Annotated in this window: 21 protein-coding genes and 1 other RNA gene; 10 read left to right on the forward strand and 12 right to left on the reverse strand. The window is 41.0% G+C overall.

What is annotated here, in order from left to right; translation table 11 throughout:
* Nucleotides 1-70: 70 nt before the first annotated feature.
* Nucleotides 71-946 carry a helix-turn-helix domain-containing protein gene (locus OGI71_RS24415; protein WP_282252662.1) on the reverse strand — a complete coding sequence of 292 codons (876 nt, stop codon included), beginning with the start codon at nucleotides 944-946 and terminating at the stop codon, nucleotides 71-73.
* A gap of 262 nt (nucleotides 947-1,208) precedes the next feature.
* Between OGI71_RS24415 and OGI71_RS24420 the strand changes: the two genes are divergently transcribed.
* The gene (locus OGI71_RS24420) at nucleotides 1,209-1,949 is read left to right on the forward strand and encodes a hypothetical protein (RefSeq protein WP_282252663.1); all 741 of its coding nucleotides are present in this window, start codon (nucleotides 1,209-1,211) and stop codon (nucleotides 1,947-1,949) included.
* A gap of 355 nt (nucleotides 1,950-2,304) precedes the next feature.
* Here the strand turns inward: OGI71_RS24420 and OGI71_RS24425 are convergent, their stop codons facing one another.
* Nucleotides 2,305-2,487: a hypothetical protein gene (locus tag OGI71_RS24425; RefSeq protein ID WP_282252664.1), complete on the reverse strand. Its 183-nt coding sequence runs from the start codon at nucleotides 2,485-2,487 to the stop codon at nucleotides 2,305-2,307.
* Nucleotides 2,488-2,748: 261 nt separating this feature from the next.
* On the opposite strand from OGI71_RS24425, the gene OGI71_RS24430 reads away from it, so the two are divergent.
* Both OGI71_RS24430 and OGI71_RS24435 read left to right on the forward strand, forming a co-directional pair.
* Nucleotides 2,749-3,636: a sugar phosphate isomerase/epimerase gene (locus OGI71_RS24430; RefSeq protein WP_282252665.1), complete on the forward strand. Its 888-nt coding sequence runs from the start codon at nucleotides 2,749-2,751 to the stop codon at nucleotides 3,634-3,636.
* Between the two features lie 119 nt (nucleotides 3,637-3,755).
* On the forward strand, nucleotides 3,756-4,574 hold the full coding sequence (locus OGI71_RS24435) for a universal stress protein (RefSeq protein ID WP_282252667.1): 819 nt from the start codon (nucleotides 3,756-3,758) through the stop codon (nucleotides 4,572-4,574).
* A 255-nt stretch (nucleotides 4,575-4,829) separates the two neighbouring features.
* On the opposite strand, the gene OGI71_RS24440 is transcribed toward OGI71_RS24435, so the two are convergent.
* Together OGI71_RS24440 and OGI71_RS24445 are read right to left on the reverse strand one after the other, a co-directional pair.
* On the reverse strand, nucleotides 4,830-5,267 hold the full coding sequence (locus tag OGI71_RS24440; RefSeq protein ID WP_282252668.1) for a hypothetical protein: 438 nt from the start codon (nucleotides 5,265-5,267) through the stop codon (nucleotides 4,830-4,832).
* Nucleotides 5,268-5,339: 72 nt separating this feature from the next.
* Entirely contained in the window at nucleotides 5,340-5,840 is a 501-nt protein-coding gene (locus OGI71_RS24445; RefSeq protein WP_282252669.1) for a GNAT family N-acetyltransferase, read from the reverse strand.
* A 514-nt stretch (nucleotides 5,841-6,354) separates the two neighbouring features.
* Between OGI71_RS24445 and OGI71_RS24450 the strand changes: the two genes are divergently transcribed.
* The gene (locus OGI71_RS24450) at nucleotides 6,355-7,548 is read left to right on the forward strand and encodes a DUF5009 domain-containing protein (protein ID WP_282252671.1); all 1,194 of its coding nucleotides are present in this window, start codon (nucleotides 6,355-6,357) and stop codon (nucleotides 7,546-7,548) included.
* Nucleotides 7,549-7,658: 110 nt separating this feature from the next.
* Complete coding sequence (locus OGI71_RS24455; RefSeq protein WP_282252672.1) at nucleotides 7,659-8,705, forward strand: glycoside hydrolase family 18 protein; 1,047 nt, start codon at nucleotides 7,659-7,661, stop codon at nucleotides 8,703-8,705.
* 140 nt (nucleotides 8,706-8,845) lie between these two features.
* Here the strand turns inward: OGI71_RS24455 and OGI71_RS24460 are convergent, their stop codons facing one another.
* The 4 genes from OGI71_RS24460 to OGI71_RS24475 all read right to left on the reverse strand — a co-directional run bounded on the left by OGI71_RS24460 (nucleotide 8,846) and on the right by OGI71_RS24475 (nucleotide 13,394).
* Nucleotides 8,846-9,997: a Gfo/Idh/MocA family oxidoreductase gene (locus tag OGI71_RS24460; RefSeq protein ID WP_282252674.1), complete on the reverse strand. Its 1,152-nt coding sequence runs from the start codon at nucleotides 9,995-9,997 to the stop codon at nucleotides 8,846-8,848.
* A 20-nt stretch (nucleotides 9,998-10,017) separates the two neighbouring features.
* Nucleotides 10,018-11,076 (reverse strand): sugar phosphate isomerase/epimerase, encoded by a 1,059-nt coding sequence (locus tag OGI71_RS24465; RefSeq protein ID WP_282252676.1) that lies wholly within the window; start codon nucleotides 11,074-11,076, stop codon nucleotides 10,018-10,020.
* Nucleotides 11,077-11,137: 61 nt separating this feature from the next.
* The gene (locus OGI71_RS24470) at nucleotides 11,138-11,710 is read right to left on the reverse strand and encodes a gluconate 2-dehydrogenase subunit 3 family protein (protein WP_282252677.1); all 573 of its coding nucleotides are present in this window, start codon (nucleotides 11,708-11,710) and stop codon (nucleotides 11,138-11,140) included.
* Nucleotides 11,711-11,714: 4 nt separating this feature from the next.
* Nucleotides 11,715-13,394, reverse strand: coding sequence for a GMC family oxidoreductase (locus tag OGI71_RS24475; RefSeq protein WP_282252678.1), 1,680 nt, complete (start codon nucleotides 13,392-13,394; stop codon nucleotides 11,715-11,717).
* A gap of 229 nt (nucleotides 13,395-13,623) precedes the next feature.
* Here OGI71_RS24475 and OGI71_RS24480 point away from each other — a divergent pair, with 229 nt between their 5' ends.
* Nucleotides 13,624-14,472 (forward strand): AraC family transcriptional regulator, encoded by an 849-nt coding sequence (locus tag OGI71_RS24480; RefSeq protein WP_282252679.1) that lies wholly within the window; start codon nucleotides 13,624-13,626, stop codon nucleotides 14,470-14,472.
* Nucleotides 14,473-14,512: 40 nt separating this feature from the next.
* Here the strand turns inward: OGI71_RS24480 and ssrA are convergent.
* The 3 genes from ssrA to OGI71_RS24495 all read right to left on the reverse strand — a co-directional run bounded on the left by ssrA (nucleotide 14,513) and on the right by OGI71_RS24495 (nucleotide 18,024).
* Nucleotides 14,513-14,880, reverse strand: a transfer-messenger RNA (tmRNA) gene (gene ssrA, locus OGI71_RS24485).
* Nucleotides 14,881-15,078: 198 nt separating this feature from the next.
* Nucleotides 15,079-15,561, reverse strand: a complete 483-nt coding sequence (locus OGI71_RS24490; protein WP_282252680.1) for a hypothetical protein — start codon at nucleotides 15,559-15,561, stop codon at nucleotides 15,079-15,081.
* 432 nt (nucleotides 15,562-15,993) lie between these two features.
* A complete protein-coding gene (locus OGI71_RS24495) occupies nucleotides 15,994-18,024 on the reverse strand; it encodes a M3 family metallopeptidase (protein WP_282252682.1) in 2,031 nt (676 codons plus the stop codon).
* 95 nt (nucleotides 18,025-18,119) lie between these two features.
* Here OGI71_RS24495 and OGI71_RS24500 point away from each other — a divergent pair, with 95 nt between their 5' ends.
* Nucleotides 18,120-18,647, forward strand: coding sequence for a hypothetical protein (locus OGI71_RS24500; RefSeq protein ID WP_282252684.1), 528 nt, complete (start codon nucleotides 18,120-18,122; stop codon nucleotides 18,645-18,647).
* Nucleotides 18,648-18,750: 103 nt separating this feature from the next.
* On the opposite strand, the gene OGI71_RS24505 is transcribed toward OGI71_RS24500, so the two are convergent.
* Nucleotides 18,751-19,956 (reverse strand): pyridoxal phosphate-dependent aminotransferase, encoded by a 1,206-nt coding sequence (locus tag OGI71_RS24505; RefSeq protein WP_282252685.1) that lies wholly within the window; start codon nucleotides 19,954-19,956, stop codon nucleotides 18,751-18,753.
* Nucleotides 19,957-20,168: 212 nt separating this feature from the next.
* On the opposite strand from OGI71_RS24505, the gene OGI71_RS24510 reads away from it, so the two are divergent.
* From OGI71_RS24510 to OGI71_RS24520, 3 genes are all read left to right on the forward strand, one after another.
* A complete protein-coding gene (locus OGI71_RS24510; protein ID WP_282252687.1) occupies nucleotides 20,169-21,158 on the forward strand; it encodes a cation diffusion facilitator family transporter in 990 nt (329 codons plus the stop codon).
* 80 nt (nucleotides 21,159-21,238) lie between these two features.
* A complete protein-coding gene (lepA, locus tag OGI71_RS24515; RefSeq protein WP_282252688.1) occupies nucleotides 21,239-23,029 on the forward strand; it encodes a translation elongation factor 4 in 1,791 nt (596 codons plus the stop codon).
* Nucleotides 23,030-23,097: 68 nt separating this feature from the next.
* Nucleotides 23,098-23,985 (forward strand): tetrahydrofolate dehydrogenase/cyclohydrolase catalytic domain-containing protein, encoded by an 888-nt coding sequence (locus OGI71_RS24520; protein WP_282252690.1) that lies wholly within the window; start codon nucleotides 23,098-23,100, stop codon nucleotides 23,983-23,985.
* Nucleotides 23,986-24,105: the final 120 nt, after the last annotated feature.

Genomic DNA, 24,105 nt, shown 5'->3' on the forward strand with positions numbered 1-24,105 from the left:
TTACTTTGTCTGATTAAAGGATAAAGCAAAATTAGACAGGAATAGGTAGTCAAAACATGGACAAATAAGGTTATAACATAGACTTTTTGGCAACAATAGATACTCCGACCTGTTCGCGAAAGACCTTAGGAGATACACCAGTCATCTTTTTGAAAAATCTACTGAAATAAAACTCATCAAGGTACTGTAGTTCGGCCGCAATTTCTTTGATGCTCTTTGTGGTCAAGTGGAGAAGCCTTTTGCTTTCAAGCACAATACGTTCCTGAATAAGTGTGGAGGGGGATTTACCCCATTTCTGTTTCACTTTTTTCGTGAAAGCGGCAGAACTCAGATTATAGTATTCAGCGTAAAAAGAGACACTTTTATGTTTTTTGTACTCATTTTCCAAAAGCTGTTCAAAACCATCGATGGGATCCTTACGTGATGTGGTTGGTAAGGATCGTTTGTTGGTCAATATCTTCTGTTTGCTTGCAATGGCGAGGATAAGCTGCAGGTAGGTCTTTGTAATAGCTTGATCAAAGGAAGCGGACGAATATTTTAAATGATCTATTTTGTATATAATCGCAGCAATCTCCTGAAATGCCTCTTGCGTCAATGCGACATGTGGTTGCTGGTAAATATTGTTGAATAATAAACCATTACAAGCTACCTCATCCTTATGATACTCGATGCAATAGAAATCGCCATGAAATTTTAAAACCTTCGTATGTTCAGGTAATTTTTCTTGAACTGAAAACAGTTGAAAAGGAGATAGAAATAAAATACTTTTTGCAGTAGATTGATAAGGCACCAGATCTATCGAAAAATGAAGTTCCTGTTCCATCAAAATAATGAAGTAGAATGGTTCTGTCAATTCCAACTGTGTTGACAGGATCTCCGGGATTCCAACGTGAATAAGTGAAGACGTCATTGCAGTAAAATACAAAATTTTTTTTAGGGGCTTCATGTTGTATAGTCGTCATTATGTAATATTCATAAATTCGATGCCTCCGTTTGTTTATAAATAGCTGAGCTGTAAAAGGTATTCAACATATCGAATGAATATTCCTTTAAAACGAATTATAAATAGGGATTGTCGAATATAAAATGAAGCATTATACATGTTAGAAAAAAACTAGATTTAAGATGGATTTATGCTTTGAATGCAAAAAATAAGAAATATTGATGAGTTGATCTACGATTTAATAAACTATCCAATAAAATAACGAATGAAAAAGATACGTCTATTGCTGTTCCTAGTTTTTATCGTGCAATCCTGTGAAAACAGCGTGCAAAAAATAATCGTGAACGGAGCACAAAAAAAGTTGAAAGCCGGAAACAGACAAGTTCAAAAGGATAGCGGTTATAAAAAAATAGAAATGGACGAAGAAAGAATAAAGGATGAGGAAATCGCAGGATGCTTATCATCGAAATTTGATGATGATACTATTCCTGATTATTTCAAAATCGTAAAAAATGAACATGAAATCGTCCAATCTGTTCTTTCAGCTAATCTATCCGCGATAAAAAGAGAAGTCAATATAAATATTCTGAATAATAGTATTTTATATAATAGAGAGGGTGTCGATTATTGGACCTTTTTTAAATTTATAAACAATAAGATCCTTGAAATAAGAGTTGAATATCCAGATCAGAAATCAGTGCCGAATATATCTGGAGAAAGGAAAGATTTGATTGAAAGAATAAAATATAGATTTAATATTGAAAACCGTAGGATTCAAATCATAGGCTATGATCTGAGTTATCGGAAAGACGCAGTCTTCATTACAAAATCTATCAATTTCATTACCGGAAAATATATCGTTAGCCGGAAAGAAAAAGGGGAGGAAGACGTTGTTACAGATGGCTGGTCCGCAGAATTTGAAAATAATATCTATATCGAGGACTGGAATTTGCCATTTTTGCGAGATCAGATCTTTTGGGTAGGGAACGAAATGGAACCAAGTTAGAATCAATTTATTGAATAGCAATAGATCTCAAATTCATAAGTTATAAAAAAGCTATCCTCTTTTTATTTTCAACATTTGATTGGTGGTAATTTCGATGTCTGGGACATATCCTTAGACACGACCGATTTCTGTTGGGATCATTCATAAGTAATAATGGTAGTGTATTTGTGCAAAAAATTGTATTTAGTTTAATAAATATACTTGTGTTTGTATTTTTTTAAAATTATCGGTGTAATAACTATGTCCGATAACTAAATATAATAATTGTTTCAGTTTTATCAGTCCGTAGAATGATAAAACTGAATTATTCCAGTTGGATAACTGTCAATTTGATAATTTATGTACTTCCTGCCAATTAATGTGCACTCATAAAATAATAGATCAAATAAAATACGATCAGCACACAAACGGCAATAATAATCGTTCGTTTGATATTGCGACCGGCAGGTGCATCATCTTTTTCTTCAACGGCTATAGGGGGTAATTTTTCCTCCTGCTTCTCATTGCTATGCTCTGGGGTGTTGAATTGATTTTCCATCTTTTTAATTGTTGTCTCTACCAATAGAACAAGTTTGAACTGCAAATCGTTTAAAATGTTCGATTTTCGAGTTGAAAGAAGACTTCCGATAACCTTCAAAAACGAAGGAATGTGAATAAATAAAAAACCAAAACGTTGTGTTTTTTAATGGATTTGCATACATTGCAGCTGCACTTAACACGAACAAACCTAAACAACCCGTAAACTGATGTTTACCATAGCTTTCGTGTTGGGTAGGTCTGTATGAGTAAATAAAAACATATGAAAAGAAGAACACTTATCGGATCTTTAATGGCCGGCTGCATGCTATTGGCCGTCAATCCGACTTTTGCGCAACAAAAAGCCGCAAAAAAAGAAATTGGTCTACAGTTGTACTCTGTACGTGAAGAAATCAGCAAAAACCCGAATTTCGATCAAATTCTGCAAAAGATCGCTTCACTCGGTTATACAGGCGTAGAAGCTGCTGGCTATAAAGATGGTAAACTGTACAACCTAAGCCCACAGGAATTTAAAGCCAAAGTGGAAAAAACAGGAATGAAGGTTTTGTCTTCACATGCGACAAAAACATTGTCTGCGCAGGAACTTGCTTCCGGCGATTTCTCCGAGTCCTTGAAATGGTGGGACGAATGTATCGCTGCACACAAAGCCGCTGGTATGAAATACATTGTAACGCCTTGGATGGATGTGCCTAAGACGCTCAAAGATCTTGAAACGCAATGCCGCTATTTGGACGCTGTGGGTGCAAAATGCCGCCAACAGGGAATATTGTATGGATATCACAATCACGCACACGAATTTAAAAAGGTGGAGGATAAAGTGATGTTCGATTACATGTTGGAGCATACCAATCCTGAAAATGTGTTTTTTGAAATGGATGTTTACTGGGCAGTAATCGGAGATGTAAGCCCTGTGGATTATTTTAACAAGTACGCTGGCAGATTTAAAGCTTTACATATCAAAGACCACCGTGAAATCGGTCAAAGTGGAATGGTCGGATTTGATGCTATCTTTAACAATGCTAAAACAGGTGGACTGAAATATCTGTTCGTTGAATTGGAAGATACACGCAATGATATTTATACTGGTCTTGAGCAAAGCATTGACTACCTGAAAAAGGCTTCTTTTGTAAAAGATAGCTATTCAAAATAGTTGTAAAATCGGGAGAAAATTGACGATGCTGAGACAATTGTCCGGTTGACAAATTTATTATTTTTCGGTAACTTGATCGTATTAATAAGGAATTGTTTAATCGTATTAAATCGGATCATATGAAACGGATTATTGTTGCTACAGACTACGCTGAAGAGGCAGAACATGCCTTGAATTTTATATTGGAAGTTTTTGCAGGTAAAGAATATGAGATTGTCTTATTTTCTCTCCAGAACCCTTCCATCCATGCGATGAATGCACGTCTTTCTCCCGATTCTATGTTCAAAATTTTTGAACATCAAAACAAGATTTTAAAACATAAAGCGGAAGCTATTACCCAGCAGAGTGGGGTGCCCACGGTCCCTTATCTGGCTACGGGTTTGTTCTATGATCAAATTACAAAATGTATTCAGGAAACAGATGCCGATCTATTGGTCATGGGTATGGCCAAACGTTCGTTTGACCAGGATATGTTGGGCAATACGACGACCGCAGCCATCAGTAGACTAAAAATTCCTATTCTCTCCGTACCATTGGGAGCACAATTTACTGGCCTAAAACATATTCTATTTGCCTGCGACATTGTTCGTGGTGTTCAAAAGGAAATTCTAGAAAAAGTTAAAGATTTTGCAGCTGACTTTAATGCTGTCTTAGAGGTGCTCAATATCCGTAAAACCGTCGAACAGCTAAACGAGGAAAAAGGTACCGCAACCCGCGAAGCCATCAATGATGTGATGGGGATCGTCAGCTATTACTATAAAAATGTAACTTCAAATGAGGTGGTGAAGGCCATTCGTGATGAGGTCAAAGAAAGCCATACGGATCTATTGGTTATGATTCCTTATAAGTATGGTTTCTGGAGCTCATTGACACATCGTAGCAAAACGCGGATGATGGCCTCTGGTCTCGATGTTCCATTGCTAACAATATCAATATAGCTCAATACCGGGCGATTACTTATAGTGGCTGTAAAATTTATTGTAGAAGCACCCTTTGATTATCTGTTTCTCCCCATTTGGTTTTGAGTAGATGGATAATGAGGAATGCAAAAAGCACTAAAAGAATAAGTAAGATTAGAAATGAATAACGTTTGTTTTTTTTGGTTATACACATGGTTGCTGCTCAATTTAAGAATGTGAACTATCACAAGGATAATTCACTGCCAAAATAATATAAATATATTATAAGCTTTATTACAGCAGCGGTAAAATTTTATCCCAGATCTGCTGATAGATTTTATCATCCTGGAGGAGGCCTTTGTCATCGTAGTAATAATTTTCAGCATTACCGCTTCCAACTGTACGCCGTTCGAACAGAAATATATTGAGAATGATTTTGGACCTTCGATCCGGGAGTGAGACAACTAAGAAATTGAAGATTCTTTTATCACCATCACGACCAAATATTGATTTACTTTTTAGAGATACACTGGTTTGAATAAAACCTGAAGGACGGTCTAGTTTAGTAATATTGTAACCACTTTCTTGAAGTGCTTGTACGACTTTTGTATAGGCTGAATCTGCGGAAATTGTGATGGTCTTTATCCGTTCTGGATCTTGTGCCGTTGCAACATTGATCCAAAACAACATAGAAAGAGTCAATAATAGCAGTGTGTGTGGTCGTGGATTCATACCTGTGGCTTTAAGAGTTTAAAATAATTACTTAAAGCTAATGATTTTTCTTTTGAAAGACAATGCTGAGGCCTAATTCAATCTTTTCCCAAGTATTTTTAGACTTCGTTCTACCCCATCTAGCGTAGCGATATTGGGAAGGTTGGCCCATTCCTGGAATCCCATTTTTTCAAATAAGGTGATACTAGGGACATTGTGTGCAAAGATGAAGCCTAATAGGGTATTTACGCCAAGGCTTGGGGCTTTGTCTATGCAGTATTGGAGAATTTGCTTCCCCAGTCCCCGGCCTCGCTGCTGTTCATCCAGATAGATGCTGATCTCTACTGTAGCATCGTATGCTGGTCGACCGTAAAAAGACTGGAAGCTGACCCAGCCGAGGATATTATTTTTTTCCTCTACCAACCATAATGGTCTCTTTGACGGGCTGTGTTCATCAAACCATTTCTGTCTGCTTTCTACGGTTACAGGACTGGTGTCTGCTGTGACCATTCTTGAAGCAATGGTGGTATTGTATATGGCTACGATACGAGGTAAATCTTCTTGTCTAGCGTCACGAAATACTAACTGGCTCATGTTTTATCTGTTGTTTTAGAACTAGGATCAAAAATATTAGTTTTATACTATAGTTGATGCTTTTTGATCAAGTTTTTCCACGTTTTATTCGGTTTCAGCTTTTTGCATTAACTCGATTGTTTTTATGCAACAGCGGATATACCACATCGGACTCCCCGCCATTGGCAAAAAGGGGCTAAATGGAATGTACAGCAAGCAATGTACTTTTCAATAGGTATAAGATAAAGCCATAATTCCAAGAAACCTGTATGATAAAAGCAAAAATTACACTAATTTGAACAATTATTTCTCTTGAATATGATATAATATGCTCATCTTAGGGTAAGCAAATAGTTGTTCTGTTTGCTAAAAATTATAAACCTGAATGCAAACGGAATCGTGTACGCGTATTTTAAGCGACCGAGCCCTTCATTTTATAATTCCTTAAAGTAGCTGAGTAGTCCGTGGCAGAATTGAGTAAACGGGACGTTTTTGGGCTATGACAGCTGATTTTCTTTGGATTTATCGTATCATTATGGATCAACAACAACCTAAACAATCAATTCGAATTCGCTCAATGGATGTCATGCGGGGTATGACTCTATTTCTCATGTTATTTGTCAACGATTTATTTGCACCCGGTGTTCCAGAATGGCTGTTGCATACCAAAGCGGAAGTCGATGGCATGGGGCTGGCGGATTGGGTTTTTCCGGGATTCCTTTTTATGGTCGGCATGGCTGTGCCCTATGCTATTGCTGCCCGAGAGAAACTGGGGGAATCTACTTGTCTGATTTTTGCGCATATTGTCACCCGTACAGCGAGTTTGATCCTGATTGGTATCTTGATTCTGAACGGTGGACGTGTGGATGCTTCATTGACGGGTATGTCTAGTTTTTGGTGGCTAGGATTGTTGTATCTCTGCGTATTTCTGATCTGGAATAGGTATCCTACTACATCCGGCAATCAAACTTTATTTAAAAGTATGCGTCTTCTTGGAGTCTTGGGGATCTGTTATTTGGTTTATTGCTTTAAAGCTGCGGAAGGTAAAGGCTTGGAGATTGGTTGGTGGGGAATCTTGGGCTTGATCGGATGGGGTTATTTTGCAGCAGCTACTACTTTTGTGTTAAGTCGGGGAAGGCTCGCTATTGTAGCATGCTTTTGGCTATTGTTTCTTCTCCTGAATATCCTCTCTCAAACGGAATACAAATTGCATATTCCAATTGTTGGGAGCTACCTGAATGTGCTGTTATCGGGTAATGTACCTTGCATTGTATTGGCCGGGACAATCATTGGTCTATTGATCAAACGGTATGCCGCTACACCGAAGCTACTTTTAGGTTGGATGCTAATTATTGGAATACTATGGTTAGTGGGCGGGTTTGCACTGCGTCCTTGGTTTATATTGTCCAAAATTCATGGCACGCCGAGCTGGGCATTGCTCTGTTGTGGTATCAGCCTGCTCTTACTGCTTGTTATCTACTATGTAATAGATATTCGGAAATATCATAAAGGAATATTCGTCTTCGAGGAAGCCGGAAAGAATTCTTTGACGACCTATCTCGCACCGGATTTAATTTATTTCATCTGTTGGGGATTGCAGATTCCTTTGTTTTTCTATAAACAATCGGGTAACATGCTCCTTGCTGTTGCTGGTTCGCTGCTATGGGCTTTCGCCATGCTGTGGTATGCTATTTTACTGAAAAAGATAAATATCTATTTAAAACTTTAATAGAAGACGGATCGTTGTCCGCTTGTTATATGGCTCAATAGAGAACGGAATTTAGTCAAGCGACTTTGGATCAGTTCAGTTTAATTCGAATCTTTAATATTATGATGTGTATGAAATCTAAAAATAGTATAAATCCCCTCAAGTTAATAACCCTTGGCTTTACAGCGATAGCCTTATTGTTAATGACAGGTAGTCCACAACGGAGTTGTGCACAGGGAAAAAATAAAAAAGTGGTGATTGCCTACGTTACATCCTGGTCAACAGTGATGCCGGATCCGACTTACCTGACCCATATCAATTATGCATTCGGGCATGTAAATGACAATTTTGACGGCGTGCGTATCGACAATGAAGCAAGATTAAAAAGTATTATTGAGTTGAAGAAGGCACATCCTCATTTGAAGGTATTGTTATCCATTGGTGGATGGGGAAGTGGTCGCTTTAGTGAAATGGCTGCTAATGTCGTTAATCGGGAAAAATTTGCCAAGGATTGTGAACGGGTTGTAAAAGAGTTTAAACTTGACGGTATTGATATTGATTGGGAATATCCAACCAACTCTTCTGCCGGTATTTCTGCGGCGGAATCGGATACCGAGAATTTTACCTTATTGATGCGGGATATCCGGAAAACTATTGGTAGGAAAAAACTATTGACACTTGCTTCGGTATCAAGTGGTCAGTATATTGCTTTTGATCAGATTAAAAACGATGTAGACTTTGTGAACATCATGACTTACGACTCGGGCAATCCACCGTATCACCATGCGAGTTTGCATCGTTCTCCCTTATCGGGGCGCACGACTTGTGCTGAAGCTGTCAAGGCGCATATTGCCGCTGGAATGCCTGCCGAAAAATTGGTGCTCGGTATTCCGTTTTACGGACGGGGAAATAAAACGGACATCAAGGGGTTTATAGACTATAAGGATCTTCTGAATTTACAGGGCTTTGAACAGAAATGGGACAATGAAGCGAAGGCCCACTATCTGGTCAATGCACAGGGAGAATTGGTGCTGACTTTTGAAACTCCAGAATCCATTGCCTTGAAATGTGATTATGTGTATGCACAGGGCTTATTGGGAGCAATGTATTGGGAATATGCCGGTGATACCGAAGGTGGGGTGTTACGGGATGCAGTGTATAAGGGAATTGTACGTTGATATAGGGCATTCCAATATAAAGCCTTCCAAAAAAGAACCTAAAATACCGAAATTACTGAGCTGTCACGAGACTCCTACTTGATGACGTAGTAATTTCGGGTATTGAATCTTTTTTCATGCCGATGTCCTTATAGGCTTGATCATAGTGGAGTCCACTTTTGACTGGACTGCCCAGAAGCTATTACCGTTTCGATAAATTTCATGCCCCTAGTTCCATCTGCGACGGTGGGGAAATCCAACATGGCCTCGGAGGGACTGGTGCCGTTTATTTTTGCAAGAATTGTAGCTGAAAAATTCCGATAGATATTGGCAAATGCTTCGATGTAGCCTTCCGGATGCCCAGCGGGTAAGCGACTGTTGTGTTGAGCCAGAGGACTGAGATATTGCTGTCCTGCACGGAACAGTTGTGCCGGTTCGTTAAGCGGTTTCAGCAGGAGGCTATTGGGCTCTTGCTGGTTCCATTCTAAACCGGCTTTTTCTCCATATATCCTTATTTTTAAAGCATTCTCTTCGCCTGCCGCTACCTGTGAAGCCGAGAGTACGCCTGTTGCATCATTTTCAAATCCCAGCAGGACATTACCGTCATCTTCCAGTCGCCTTCCTGCTACGACCGTACGAAGATCAGCACATACTTTGGTGATTTTTAAATCGGAAATATATTCAGCCAGATGAGCGGCATGTGTTCCGATATCGCCCATACAGCTGCTTAGTCCACCTCTTTCAGGGTCTGTCCGCCAGGCGGCAAGTGGCGATTCGTTTTCGATCAATGTACTGAGCCAGCCCTGTGGATATTCGACCATGATTTTACGGATATTGCCGAGCTTGCCTTCACGGACCAGCTGGCGTGCTTGTTTGACCATCGGATAGGCCGAATAGGTATAGGTGACGCAAAGTAGCAATCCCGATTCATTGACTTTCTGCTGTAATAATTGGGCCTCTTGCAGGGAGAAGGTCATGGGTTTTTCCAGAAGTACATGAAATCCATGTTCAAGTGCAAGCATGGCGGGTTCAAAATGGGCAACATTGGGAGTGACAATACTAACAAAATGCATCCGTTCGTCAGGGGGCAACTGACTTTCGCGCAGGATCATTTCCCGGAAATTTGTATAGATTCGATCCGTAGGGAGTGAAAGCAGCTCTCCGGACTCCTGTGCTTTAAGGGGGTCAGAACTTAATGCGCCGCAGCATAGTTCGACCTGTCCATCTATCCCTGCAGCCATACGGTGCACAGCACCAATAAAGGCATTCTTGCCACCGCCTATCATGCCCATTCTGATTTTTCTGATTTCCATAATAACTTTATTTTAGGCTATTATTCTGATAAACCGATCAATTTTCTATTCAAGTCATCATCGCTACCAGCAGCAGCAAAATTGTCGAATGCGCGATCGCTTACCCGGATAATGTACTCTTTGATATGCTGTGCACCCTCGCGAGCGCCATCCTCAGAATTCTTAAATGCACATTCCCATTCGAGGACTGCCCAGCCCTGAAAATTATATTGTGTCAACTTGGTGAAAATTGCTTTGAAATTGACCTGTCCATCACCAATAGAGCGAAAACGACCAGCTCTTGCTTGCCAATCTTGGTATCCACCATAAACACCTTGACGACCAGATGGGTTGAATTCAGCATCTTTTACATGGAACATTTTGATCCGTTCGTGATAGATGTCGATGAATTCCAGGTAATCGAGGCACTGCAGAACGAAATGTGATGGATCGTATAGAATATTTGCCCGTTTATGGTAATTTACTTTTTCTAAAAACAGATCAAAAGTAACGCCATCATGTAGATCTTCACCCGGATGAAGCTCATAGCAAAGATCGACATCGCACTGTTCACAGGTATCCAATATGGGGAGCCACATTTTGGCGAGTTCAGCGAACCCTGTTTCGATCAGATTTGCGGGACGTTGTGGCCAGGGGTAAACATAAGGCCAGAGAAATGCACCGCTAAAGGTTGCGAGGGCTTTTAAGCCAAGATTGTGAGAGGCTTTAATCGCATAGTGGAGCTGCTGTACGGCCCATTGTTGTCGCTCTTTGGGATTATTATGCAGCTCTTGTGGCGCAAATGCATCAAATAATGGGTCAAAAGACGGATGTACAGCGATCAGTTGCCCTTGTAGATGTGTTGATAATTCGGTGATCTCCAGTCCATAGGATTGTACAGTAGACTGGAGCTGCTGTGCATAAGCTTTGTCTTCAGCAGCTCTTTGAAGATCTATTAAGCGCGCATCCCAAGTAGGTATCTGGATACCTTTGTAGCTGAGGGAAGCTGCCCATTGGCAGATACCTTCCAAGGTATTGTAAGGTGCATTGTCACCGGCAAATTGCGCTAAAAAAATAGCAGGTCCTTTAATTGTTGTCATAAATCTTTTTTTAGGTGAAAGGGTTCCTTTTGTGGAACCTTATATCCGTAAGTTCGTTATTTTAAGCCCAGGAACGATCCCCTTTTTTATAAGGCACATCTCCTTCGTATCGACCTGGTACCTGGTTGTATCGCAACGCCTGTTTATGGCCAATTTCCGAAGAGAAATAGCCTAGGAGTGTCAATTGCTTAAACATGGTATAGTAATGGTTGGGTAAATCTCCTTTTTTGGACATATACTCTTTTGCCTCTTTATCGATTGCTGTGAGTAGGCTAAGCCTTTGCTCAGCCGTGGCTTCCACGAATCCCAACTTATGCATTTTATTACAGGCTGCATCCAAGTTGTCCATTCCTTCAAGAAAGATCTGTTGATCCGGAGCTTCATAGCAATCGTTCACCATAACCTTCATAAACGAACCCACTTTGGCTGCTTTGGCACCCGGGCTTTTTGGGGTAGTTGGAAGTATGGTGTCTGCTACTTCGTCCAGGAATGCAATTTGCTCGGGAGTTAAATTGAGGCGTTCCTTGAGGTCGCTTTCTTTGCTGGAACTGCATCCCGTCAAAAAAGCATTGCCACCAATCACGGCTCCACCAGTAAGCAGGGCAATCATCTTTAAAAGTGTTCTTCTTTCCATGGGCTTAGCTATTATTTTTTTTGAGTTCATTGACAGCATGGTCAACCGCCCGTGCCGTCAGCGCCATATAGGTCAATGATGGATTTTGGCAACCCGATGAGGTCATGCAGGCGCCATCGGTAACATATACGTTGGGACAATCCCAAACCTGATTCCACTTGTTGAGCACCGAGGTTTTGGGATCGTGTCCCATTCTCGCGGTTCCCATTTCATGGATACCATGTCCCATGGCATGGCCACTGTCCCAGGTGCTTATATTTTTTACACCAGCGATAGTAAGCATTGCTTTCATCTCTTCCTGCATATCCTTTCGCATCTTCAACTCATTATCTTTCAGTTCAGCGTCCATGGCTAATACAGGCAATCCCCATTTGTCCTTGCGATCTTTATCCAGTGAGATTTTATTTTCGTGATATGGGAGTATCTCTCCAAAGCCTGTTGCACCGATAGTCCACTGACCGGGCTCCGTAAGTGCATCTTTAAAATCACCACCTATATTGAGTTCGGCAACCTCCTTGCCCCAGCCTTCACGGCTGGCACCGCCCTGATAGCCGAAGCCACGTAGGTAGTCTCTTTTGTCACTGCCAATATTGACAAATCGGGGAATATAAAACCCATTGGCCCTCTTGCCGAATATATAGCGGTCTTCGTAGCCTTCAACTATTCCAGAAGCACCGATGTTGTAATGATGGTCCATTACATTATGGCCCAACTCGCCACTGCTGCTCCCCAAACCTTCGGGCCAAATGTCCGTTGCGGAGTTAAATAAGACCCAAGTGCTGTTGAGGGCCGAAGCACATAGAAAAACCACTTTACTCTTGAACTCATAGGTTTGGTTGGTCTCGGTATCTAAGACCTCAACACCAGTGGCCTTTTTGGTGTTTTTGTCATAGAGTATCTGCCGAACCAGCGAATAAGGCCTGACAGTTAAGTTGCCTGTTTTCATTGCGGCAGGGAGGGTAGAGGACTGGGTGCTGAAATAGCCTCCAAAAGGACATCCTTCCCAGCATCGGTTCCGAAATTGACATTTTGAGCGCCCAGGGATCAGGACTGTAAGGTTTGCAACCCGCCCAATGATCAGGTGCCGCTTGTCCCCATATTCTTGTTTAATGCGTTTGGCTACATCTTTTTCTACGCAGTTCAACTCCATGGGCGGCAAGAACTGTCCATCCGGAAGATGTGCAATATTTTCTAGGGATCCGCTGATTCCGGCAAATTTTTCGACATGGTCATACCAAGGGGCGATATCATTGTAACCTATGGGCCATGGTACGGCAACCCCATCTCGTTCATTGGCTTCGAAGTCCATTTGGCTTAGCCTATAGGATTGTCTACCCCATAAGGTGGATCGTCCTCCCATCCGGTAGCTGCGCCACCACGTAAAGGGTTTCAATTCGGTATAGGGGCAATCTTCTTCATTTGCCCAACCATCCATGACTGCTTCGGAGGCTGCCCAGCCACGGTGGATAACGGGATATTTCTTTTTCTGTTCTACAGTCGTGCGTCCGCGGTGTGGGAGATCCCAGGGTTCGCGTAAGGCAGATTTATAATCTTTGACATGCTCGTAGGGGCTACCGCGTTCCAGCATCAGAACCTTTAAGCCCTTTTCACAAAGCTCTTTTGCGGCCCATCCGCCACTGATGCCAGAGCCAACAACGATGGCATCATAGGTATTACTTTCCATACTTGGTTATCGTTGAAATTGAGTTCATAATTTTATTTCGGTTTATTTTTATGCGATAGCCGCATACATCTACATGTGGTTCCCTTGTCGTAAGATAAATTTACAGCATCAGTTGCGCATCTTTCAACTGCTATTTGGGTGAAAAAATATGCTATCTTGCTATTTGTTGTGTTTATAATCGTATATTATGTGTTCAGATAGCAGATGTATTCGCTAGCAATAATTTATCATGAAAACACTGATCCAGAAAATACATGTCGAAGAACAGTATTCTTTCGCCTGTCGAACGTACAGGACGCCCACTTTTGAAACGGCTTGGCATAGGCATCCCGAGTGTGAGCTGATTGTGATCACGGAAGGTAATGGAACAGCGCTTATTGGCGATTATATCGGCGATTATAAGCAGGGAGATGTGTTCTTCCTCGGTTCGGATCTGCCACATTGGTTCCGTAAGTCCAAGCAGGATGCGGTTGGTAGTGCTATTGTTGTTCATTTCCTCAAGGACTTTTGGGGGGCGGGATTTCTGGCGCTGCCAGAGATGCATGTGATCGCTGGTTTGTTGAAAAATGACAGCACAGGAATCCAGCTTATGGGAAATCTTTCAGCGGAAATTGATTTCATGATCCGCAAAATAGAAAACACAGAGGGGCTTGAACGTATTCAGTTATTACTGAACTGTATGGAACGGATTGGGTCGTCCGAAGAGCAAAAGGTGATTACGATGGCTTTTGATACGATTGCCGGTAGAGAAGAAAACATTGTTATAGAAGCCATAATAGACTATTCTTTTAAGAATTTTTTAAATCCGATTTCACTCGAAGAGGTTGCTTCCAGCACCAATATGTCTGTTTCGGCATTTTGTCGTTTTTTCAAAAAGAACATAAAAAAGAGTTATTTTGATTTTATCAAAGAACTGCGGATCGCACATGCCTGCAAATTATTACGCGATACAGATCGGCCTATTTTGGACATCTGCTATAATAGTGGCTATAACAGCTGGGCACATTTTAGCAAACAATTTAAGGTGGTGACAAAGGCATCCCCGCTAAAATATAGGAAACAGTTTCGTACGGGATAGCGGCTGAAAACAAGAAAAGCTCAACGATTGCTGAGCTTTTTTGTGGAGCTGGAGAGATTCGAACTCTCGTCCAGTCATGGTACTGTATACGCTTTCTACATGTTTAGCTTCTCTTTGATTGTCGAGCGAGGGAAGGTGAGTAGCTTACCTATACCGTACGCCGTAGTTGCTGTTTCTCACAAGTGCTTAGCAACATCACACTTGCCAGTTCTATCGTTCGATGCCCCGAATGTTAAACCAAAGAACAGGATCTAACGGGACAAATAGCTATGTTAAGTCTAACTTAAGCAGCTAAGGCGTAGTTTTCTTCGCCAGTTGTAATTCTGAAAGTTCAGATTAAAGTGCTCTACTAACAACGCACTACATGCTTACATAACCGTCTCCATCCTGTCAATTCCGGTCAACCCCAATTATGTCTTACAAAGATACGGCTTTTTTGATGATAAATCAATACAGGCAGCTTTTATTTGTGGAATCTTCTGTTAAAAATAGCTCAATGGTGTCGTGTACTCAAACTGTAGCAGGAATAATGGACTGTACTGAGACTTCAAACCTATTTATTGTTTAATGATAAATTTGATGTTATAGAGCCTGCTACTGCAAAATTTAAAATGAAATATTGATCTTATTTTCGCCTTGGACTGGGTCGTCTTCTTTCGTTGTGAATTTGCTTAAGGTTATTTTCTTTCCACCAATATTACAGACAAATGTATCTGTCCCATCATCAATTATCTTTCCTTTTTCTTGATAGAATGCTTTTACCTTTTCAAAAGAATCGGGTGTAAACAGAAATAGATCTCCGGCTGGATTATTGGTTTGATCGGTGGAAAAGTTGTAGTAGGTGATTTTACCATTAGGATACATGGGAATCAGTTTGCACAATACATCCGGAGCGGTTTCGGTAACGGCGTCCCTAAAGTAATAGTCCATCCCACCTTTGGCGTTCGGAGTACCTTTGGCAGCTGAACTATCTTCCATATAATTGATCAATAATGCCAGACCGATCAATAGGGGGAGACCGATTAAAATGCATTTGAAGAAAAATTTGCGCCGGTTTTTATCGCGTAATAAGAAGTTGATTTCACTCATGATATGAGGCTGTTTGGATTGATCCCTAATTTCTATCTTTTTGAAGAATTAATAAATGGTGAATATAGCAAATTCTTTACGATTTTTTGTAGTCAGATAGGTCAATATTATTGAGGTGAAAAGGGATCTTTTAGGAACAAAGTAGGGGGTATTGGAGCAGATTTGTGTAGTTTGTCATTTGGCTGGACTAGAATTCGGAAATAATGTTCAATATTGTTTGATGTTTTTAAATTTTATGATTATCAAAAAATGGCATGGAAAATCTTTGATTACAAATCAAAAGCAAATTGGAAGGTACTCCATATTCCCTGTGATTAGAAAAGAATAAGGCCCAAATTCGTAATCGAACTTGGGCCTTATATAATCATTGTAGGGAGTTTCAAAAAATTATTATTGACGTCAATCACAAAGATTGACTTTTGATACCGCCTTTTATTTTAGTAATCCTGCTCGTTTGAGTAGGGGTTCAACAGACGGCTCCTGCCCTCTAAATCGCTTATAGAGCACCATTGGATGTTCTGTTCCCCCTTTGGATAAGATATTGTTCTGAAATTTATGGGCAATATCGGTGTTGAAAATGCCATTTTGTTTGAAATAATCAAACGCATCTGCATCCAATACTTCGGCCCATTTGTAACTGTAGTAGCCTGATGAGTAGCCGCCATTGAAAATATGGGAAAAGGCTGTGCTCATCGCATTCTCTTTCACATCGGGATACAACTTGGTGGATGCGAATTGCTCATCTTCAAATGCTTTCAGGTCAGCAATGGCACTTGGGTCTTGTCCGTGCCAGCCCATATCCAACAGACCAAAGCTTAATTGGCGCATCGTGGCCATTCCTTCTAGGAAAGATGCACTCTCACGGATTTTTTCCACCAACTCCATTGGGATCACTTCACCTGTTTCATAATGTTTGGCAAACAATTCCAAGGCTTCTTTTTCGTAACACCAGTTTTCCATGACTTGACTTGGTAACTCAACAAAATCCCAATAGACAGATGTACCGGATAGCGTCGGATAGATGGTATCCGCTAACATGCCATGTAGGGCGTGACCGAATTCATGAAATAGGGTTGTTACTTCCTGAAAGGTTAATAGGGAAGGCTTAGTCGCTGTTGGACGGGTGAAATTGCATACGATAGCTACATGCGGACGTTCTTGTTTGCCATCTTGCACATACTGTGGCTTGAAAGATGTCATCCAAGCACCATTTCGCTTCCCTTTACGTGGAAAGAAATCGGCGTAGAAGATCGCTACCAATTCACCATTATCTTTTGTGACCTCAAAAGTCTGAACCTCTTCGTGATAGGTTTCAATGTCGTTGACTTCTTTGAAATTGATACCAAATAGTCGGTGGGCAACCTCAAATGCACCATGCAACACATTCTCGAGCTTAAAATAGGGCTTCAGCTTTTCGTCATCTAGATTAAACCGTTCCTGTTTTAACTTCTCTGCATAGTAAGCGCCATCCCATTTCTCAAGCTGCTCGATACCGTCCAGTTTCTTGGCGAAAGCACCTAATTCAGCAAACTCATGCTGTGCTGCCGGTTTTGCTTTTCCAAGCAGATCTTTCAGAAATTCTGTTACTTTTGTTGGATTTTGCGCCATACGCTCGGCCAACACAAAATCTGCATGGGTGGCATAACCTAATAATTTAGCACGTTCAAAACGTAGTTTTACGATTTTCAACACGTTTTGAACATTGTTGTATTCATTGTCTTGAAAGGCCTTGCGCCCTGCTGCCAGTGTGATCTCTCGACGCAATTCGCGGTTATCGGCATAGGTGACGAAGGGCAGATAACTTGGGAAATCCAGAGTAAATAACCAGCCCTCTTTTTCGTTGGCTTTAGCTAATGCCTGGGCTGCCTCAATGGCTCCCTCTGGAAGTCCCGCCAGATCTTTTTCTTCGCTAACCAGGAGCTGGTAGGCATTGGTCTCTGCAAGAACATTCTCACCGAATTTTAATTTTAAAAGCGATAGTTCGGAATCAATCGCACGCAACTGTTCTTTCTGTTCATCGTTCAACAGTGCTCCATTGCGGACAAAATCTTTGTAGGATTTTTCCAATAACGTTGTTTGCTCTGTGGTAAGTGACAGTTGATCTTTCTGATCGTAAACTGCTTTTACGCGTTTGAACAAGTCAAAGTTTAGTGTAATGTCATTGCCTAAAGCGGACAATTTAGGGGCAACATCCTGTGCTATCGTTTCGAGTTCATCATTGGTGTCCGCAGAATGGAGGTTGAAAAAGATACTGGACAACCTGTCTAAGGTCTGTCCGGAATAGGACATCGCTGCAATGGTATTGTCAAATGTCGCTGCGCCAGGATTGTTGACAATGGCGTCAACTTCATCTTTTGTCTTTTGGATTGCTGCATCAAATGCAGGGATATAATCTTCGTTTTTTATCTGTGAAAACGGAGCGGTATCGTGCTTCGTTTTGAATTTTTCTGTTAAAATACTCATAAAGGTAAATGTAATAAATATTTGGCTGAAGCGCCAAAATCATTGTGAATTATGTGCTATGGATGATATTTCCCAAAAATGGGTATCTTCGAAGCATGAAATTGAAATCTATTTATCTGCGGATATTAGCAATTGGACTAGTCCTGATCATGACACTGGAACTGCATGCGCAGCAGAACTGTGACTCCCTGAAAGGGGAGGTGCCGGCCTTCTGTAGGCTTCTGGATGATGATGCGCGGAGGGAGTTCCCAAAAGACTATGCTAAAATAGCTACCTGTATGGAGATTGATTCTGTCACGGAGATGCTGTTAGGTTACGATATCGTAAAGATGAAAGCTTTACAATTGCAAAAGGAAAAAAGCAGGCTTTTCACTTACGGTGACTGGATCGATATGGTGGTGGAACTGAAAACAAGTAAGGAATACCGCAATGCCGTCCAGATGATGGAATTAGTTCAGCATAGGATCAATCGTGCGGACTGGGAGCAATTGCGGAAATTGATGAAAGAGAGTTTGTTGCCCGATCATTTAGAGGCTCTTGAACTCGATAAGGTAGAAAAAATGCTTTTTGACCCGAAGAATATGGGTAAGAAATTTATCGAGGTGATGGAGCTTATTAAATAAAAGAGCGTATCTGCTTAGACCACGGTGGAGAATACAGAGGGCTTGATAAAAAAATGGGCTATCCAATTTTCTTGGATAGCCCATTCAGTATACTGTGTATTGATTATGCTAATTTGCCTAATGCTTCTTTGATTCGCTTTAATGCTTCGATCAGACTTTCGTCAGAAGCAGCATAAGATAAACGAATGTAGTTGTCATTACCGAAAGAGTCACCACCTACTGTTGCGACGTGACCAACATTCAATAAATATAAAGCTAGATCAGATGAATTTTTAATGATATTGCCATCTTGGTCTTTTTTGCCAAAGAAGGATGAAATTTCAGGGAAGAAATAGAATGCACCTTCTGGAAGGTTGGTGCGTACCCCCGGGATATCGCTCAATAGATCAAAGACCAATTGACGACGACGCGCAAAGGCTTCTTTCATCTTGTTGACTGACGCTAATCCTTGTTCGTATGCAACAATACCTGCACGTTGTGAAATCGAGCAAGTTCCTGATGTTGTCTGGCCCTGCAATTTATCATTTGCTGCCGCAATAGTTTTGTTGGCTGCAATATAGCCCAAACGCCAACCCGTCATCGCAAAGGCTTTTGAGAAACCATTGATGATAATAACACGATCTTTGATGCTGTCAAACTGTGCAATGGATTCGTGTTTGTCCACAAAGTTGATGTGCTCATAGATCTCATCAGATAGAATGAATATCTGTGGATGCTTCTCGAAAACTTCAGCCAATGCAGCTAGCTCATCTTTACTATAAACTGTTCCAGTTGGATTGTTTGGTGAAGAGAACATAAAAAGTTTGGTTTTTGGCGTAATAGCCGCTTCCAATTGTGCAGGTGTAATCTTAAAGTTATTTTCGATCTCGGTATTGATAAATACTGATTTTCCTTCTGCTAAAACAACCATCTCTGAGTAGGACACCCAATATGGTGTAGGAATAACTACTTCATCACCTGGATTGATCAATGTTAAGATCACATTAGACAGAGATTGTTTTGCACCTGTTGAAACAACGATCTGCGAAATATCATAGTCCAGATTATTCTCTGTCTTCAATTTATTCACAATCGCCTGACGCAATTCAGGGTATCCGGGTACTGGCGAATAACGTGTCCAGTTTTCATCCAGGGCCTTCTTTGCTGCATCTTTTACATGTTCAGGCGTGTTAAAATCAGGTTCACCTACGCTAAGGCTAATTACATTAACGCCTTTTGCTGCTAATTCGCGGCCCAACTTGGTCATTTTAAGTGTAGCCGATTCGGACAAATTATTTATCCTGTCTGATAAGTATGATGATGTGCTCATGGTAAGACAAAGATATTATATACGTTGCAAATAATTGTCTTTATTTTTGAAAATTTACAAAGAAAACGGCTGTTTTTATTGGTGCTTTGGTAACAAAAAGCGCTTGAAGCGATTTAGCCTACAAATATTGACATCTTTGTGCTATTGATGTGTAAAACTAATCAATTTGATTTGGCGTTATATCTTTACCTTTGCCCTACAAAATACAGGTCATGTCGAGACAAACAAGATTGGTTTTATTATCGTTGTTTACGGGAATAGGCTTAATGATCATTAAGTTTGTTGCCTATTTTTTAACAGATTCCAGCGCCATCTTTACAGATGCTGCCGAGAGTATCGTCAATGTTGTGGCCTCAGGTTTCGCATTTTATAGCATCTATCTTGCTGCGCAACCTAAAGATGAAAACCATCCTTATGGACATGGTAAAGTTGAGTTTTTCTCTGTTTTCCTTGAGGGCGGGCTGATCTTTATCGCTGGTGCGATTATTTTGGCCAAAGCCTGTTACAATATCTTTTTCCCAGCAGAAATTACGCATCTCGAACAAGGGATCTATTTGATTGGAATTACCTCGCTGATCAATTTTGCTGTGGGACTTTATATCATGAAAAGAGGGCGTGCCTTGGGATCCATTACTTTGGTGGCGGATGGCAAACACCTGCAGGTGGATGCTTACAGTACAATCGGCTTGATATTGGGCTTAATTCTGATGAAGCTAACGGGATTCCAATGGATCGACGTGGTAATCTCTATTATATTGGGACTTTTTATCTTATTCAATGGCTACAAATTGCTTCGGCAGTCTATCGGTGGCCTGATGGATGAATCGGATACCGAACTTGTGCAGGATGTGGTGGGTATTTTGGAACGTAACCGTAAAGCGGAGTGGATTGATGTGCATAATCTTCGGGTGCAGCGCTATGGCAACGAACTGCATGTGGATTGCCATCTGACCTTGCCCAGTTACCTTGATTTAGTGAAGGTACACGATGAAATTTCGGCTGTCGATAAGATTGTCAATAAGGAAATGTCTGTTCGCACTGAGTTTTTTGTACATGCGGACCCTTGTCTCCCACAATGTTGCCGTTATTGCCAGGTGACGGACTGTCCAATACGTTCGGAACAATTTAAAGGTAAGATCGCCTGGAATATGGATAAGGTGACCCGCAACCAAAAGCATTTTTCCTACGCAGTGGCGGATTAAAAATGAAATATACTTGATTCTATAAATATGTATAAAAAAAGGTATCTTTGCCTTTTAGCAAAAGAGTTTAAAAATCCTATATGAAGCACATTCGTAATTTCTGTATTATTGCGCATATTGACCATGGCAAAAGTACTTTGGCAGATCGCCTTTTAGAGTATACCAATACCATCAGTCAACGCGAAGCACAGGCACAATTACTTGATAATATGGATTTGGAACGTGAACGTGGTATTACGATCAAGAGTCACGCCATCCAAATGAATTATACAAAAGATGGCCAGGAATATATCTTGAATCTAATTGATACTCCTGGGCACGTCGATTTTTCCTATGAAGTATCCCGTTCTATCGCAGCCTGTGAAGGGGCGTTGTTAATTGTGGATGCATCACAGGGGATTCAGGCGCAAACAATCTCAAACTTATATTTGGCTTTAGAGCATGACTTGGAAATCATCCCGATCTTAAATAAGATGGATCTTCCGGGCGCGATGCCTGAAGAGGTAAAAGATCAGATCGTCGATTTGATCGGTGGTGAACGTGATGCAATTATTCCTGCTTCTGGAAAGACAGGCCTTGGGGTTCCAGATATCCTGGAAGCTATTGTTGCACGGATTCCACACCCTGTAGGTGATGCTGATGCACCGCTACAAGCGTTGATCTTTGACTCTGTATTCAACTCATTCCGTGGTATCATGGCCTATTTCAAAGTTGAAAATGGCGAAATCCGTAAAGGGGACAGAGTAAAATTCGTAGCGACTGGCAAAGAGTATTTTGCGGATGAGATCGGTACGTTGAAGCTCAATCAAGTGCCAAAAGAAGTCATCAAGACAGGGGATGTAGGCTATATTATTTCTGGTATCAAGGAAGCTCGTGAGGTGAAAGTAGGGGATACCATTACCCATAAAGACCGCCCTTGCGGTGCGGCTATCCAAGGATTTGAAGAGGTGAAACCAATGGTCTTTGCTGGTATCTATCCTGTGGATACAGAAGACTACGAGGAATTGCGTGAATCCATGCACCGTCTGCAACTGAATGATGCTTCTTTGGTATTCGAACCGGAATCTTCAGCAGCTTTAGGTTTTGGTTTCCGTTGTGGTTTCTTGGGTATGCTCCACATGGAGATTATTCAGGAGCGCTTGGAAAGAGAGTTTGATATGACGGTAATTACTACCGTGCCCAACGTATCTTATAAAGCCTATATGACAAAGGATAAGGAAGAAGTGATCGTACACAATCCTTCAGACTTGCCTGATCCAAGTAAATTGGATTCAATTGAAGAACCTTATATCAAAGCAAATATTATTACGAAATCGGATTTCGTGGGGCCGATCATGTCTTTGTGTATTCAAAAACGTGGTACAATCATGAATCAGCATTACCTGACTTCGGATCGTGTGGAGTTGGTTTTTGAAATGCCAATGGGCGAGATTGTATTTGACTTCTATGACAAGTTGAAAACTATTTCCAAAGGTTACGCTTCATTTGACTATCATCAGATCGGTTACCGTACTTCGGATCTGGTTAAATTGGATATCCGATTGAACGATGAACCTGTGGATGCCTTGTCTTCCTTGATTCACCGTAGCAATGCCTACGATTTTGGTAAGAAAATCTGTGAGAAACTGAAAGAACTTCTACCTCGCCAGCAATTTGAGATCCGTATCCAGGCTTCTATCGGGGCGAAGATCATCGCACGTGAAACGATCTCCGCTTTGCGTAAGGATGTAACCGCCAAATGTTATGGTGGTGATATCTCACGTAAACGTAAATTGTTGGAAAAACAGAAAAAAGGTAAAAAACGCATGCGTCAGGTTGGGAACGTAGAAATTCCGCAATCTGCATTTATGGCGGTATTGAAATTGGATTAATAACATTTAAATTATATAAAATAAAGGAGCTCTTGGGCTCCTTTTAAATACAATCAAATCTCCTAAACATGAATCTATTAGATGGTAAACTAGTTTCCGAAAAAATCAAAGAACAGATTGCGCTGGACGCAGCCGAATTTACAACACAAACTGGCCGTAAACCGCATTTGGTGGCTATCCTTGTCGGTAATGATGGTGGTAGTGAGACCTACGTGGCCAGCAAAATGCGCAATTGTCAATTGGTCGGCTTTGAATCTACAAATATCCGTTACGATGAAAGTATCAGCGAAGAAGAATTGATCGCTAAGGTCAAAGAAATCAACAAAGATGATACGATCGACGGTCTGATCGTTCAATTGCCTTTACCAAAACATATTGATCCGGACAAAGTTACCGAAGCAATTGATTACCGCAAAGATGTGGATGGATTTCACCCGATCAACTTGGGGCGTATGCAACGTAATCTTCCTTGTTTTATCCCAGCGACACCTTATGGTATTATGCTGATGCTTGATTATTACAAAATTGAGACAGCGGGTAAACATGCTGTGGTTGTAGGTCGTAGCAATATTGTTGGTTCGCCGATAAGCATCTTATTGGCTCGCAATGCCAATCCTGGAAACTGTACTGTCACGTTAACACATAGCCGTACTAAAGATCTTAAAACTGAGGTCTTGCGTGGTGATATCGTCGTGGCGGCTATCGGTAGAAAGAATTTTGTTACTGCGAATATGGTCAAAGAGGGGGCAGTGGTAATTGATGTGGGTATCAATAGAGAAACCTCTACTGAAACAAAATCTGGATTTAAATTATATGGTGACGTGGACTTTGAACATGTAGCACCTAAAGCTTCCTGGATTACTCCGGTACCGGGTGGTGTTGGTTTGATGACTATCGTTGGATTATTGAAAAATACATTGGAAGCGGCGAAGGGAACAATTTACCCAAAACAATAAGTTTTTCTATTTGGCATAGAAGTTGTAAATTGAAGATTAGTTAATCATATCATTACAAACTTACATGAAAACATCATGCAGTTGATAGATTCCAAAATGGATAAATATAAGCTCTTGATG

This window comes from Sphingobacterium sp. ML3W, assembly GCF_029542085.1.
Classification (GTDB): Bacteria; Bacteroidota; Bacteroidia; order Sphingobacteriales; family Sphingobacteriaceae; genus Sphingobacterium.

Coding starts and splice junctions, on each gene's coding strand:
- OGI71_RS24415 (WP_282252662.1), bottom strand. CDS start 946: ATGAAGCCCCTAAAAAAAATTTTGTATTTTACTGCAATGACGTCTTCA.
- OGI71_RS24420 (WP_282252663.1), top strand. CDS start 1,209: ATGAAAAAGATACGTCTATTGCTGTTCCTAGTTTTTATCGTGCAATCC.
- OGI71_RS24425 (WP_282252664.1), bottom strand. CDS start 2,487: ATGGAAAATCAATTCAACACCCCAGAGCATAGCAATGAGAAGCAGGAG.
- OGI71_RS24430 (WP_282252665.1), top strand. CDS start 2,749: ATGAAAAGAAGAACACTTATCGGATCTTTAATGGCCGGCTGCATGCTA.
- OGI71_RS24435 (WP_282252667.1), top strand. CDS start 3,756: ATGAAACGGATTATTGTTGCTACAGACTACGCTGAAGAGGCAGAACAT.
- OGI71_RS24440 (WP_282252668.1), bottom strand. CDS start 5,267: ATGAATCCACGACCACACACACTGCTATTATTGACTCTTTCTATGTTG.
- OGI71_RS24445 (WP_282252669.1), bottom strand. CDS start 5,840: ATGAGCCAGTTAGTATTTCGTGACGCTAGACAAGAAGATTTACCTCGT.
- OGI71_RS24450 (WP_282252671.1), top strand. CDS start 6,355: ATGGATCAACAACAACCTAAACAATCAATTCGAATTCGCTCAATGGAT.
- OGI71_RS24455 (WP_282252672.1), top strand. CDS start 7,659: ATGAAATCTAAAAATAGTATAAATCCCCTCAAGTTAATAACCCTTGGC.
- OGI71_RS24460 (WP_282252674.1), bottom strand. CDS start 9,997: ATGGAAATCAGAAAAATCAGAATGGGCATGATAGGCGGTGGCAAGAAT.
- OGI71_RS24465 (WP_282252676.1), bottom strand. CDS start 11,076: ATGACAACAATTAAAGGACCTGCTATTTTTTTAGCGCAATTTGCCGGT.
- OGI71_RS24470 (WP_282252677.1), bottom strand. CDS start 11,710: ATGGAAAGAAGAACACTTTTAAAGATGATTGCCCTGCTTACTGGTGGA.
- OGI71_RS24475 (WP_282252678.1), bottom strand. CDS start 13,394: ATGGAAAGTAATACCTATGATGCCATCGTTGTTGGCTCTGGCATCAGT.
- OGI71_RS24480 (WP_282252679.1), top strand. CDS start 13,624: ATGAAAACACTGATCCAGAAAATACATGTCGAAGAACAGTATTCTTTC.
- OGI71_RS24490 (WP_282252680.1), bottom strand. CDS start 15,561: ATGAGTGAAATCAACTTCTTATTACGCGATAAAAACCGGCGCAAATTT.
- OGI71_RS24495 (WP_282252682.1), bottom strand. CDS start 18,024: ATGAGTATTTTAACAGAAAAATTCAAAACGAAGCACGATACCGCTCCG.
- OGI71_RS24500 (WP_282252684.1), top strand. CDS start 18,120: ATGAAATTGAAATCTATTTATCTGCGGATATTAGCAATTGGACTAGTC.
- OGI71_RS24505 (WP_282252685.1), bottom strand. CDS start 19,956: ATGAGCACATCATCATACTTATCAGACAGGATAAATAATTTGTCCGAA.
- OGI71_RS24510 (WP_282252687.1), top strand. CDS start 20,169: ATGTCGAGACAAACAAGATTGGTTTTATTATCGTTGTTTACGGGAATA.
- lepA (WP_282252688.1), top strand. CDS start 21,239: ATGAAGCACATTCGTAATTTCTGTATTATTGCGCATATTGACCATGGC.
- OGI71_RS24520 (WP_282252690.1), top strand. CDS start 23,098: ATGAATCTATTAGATGGTAAACTAGTTTCCGAAAAAATCAAAGAACAG.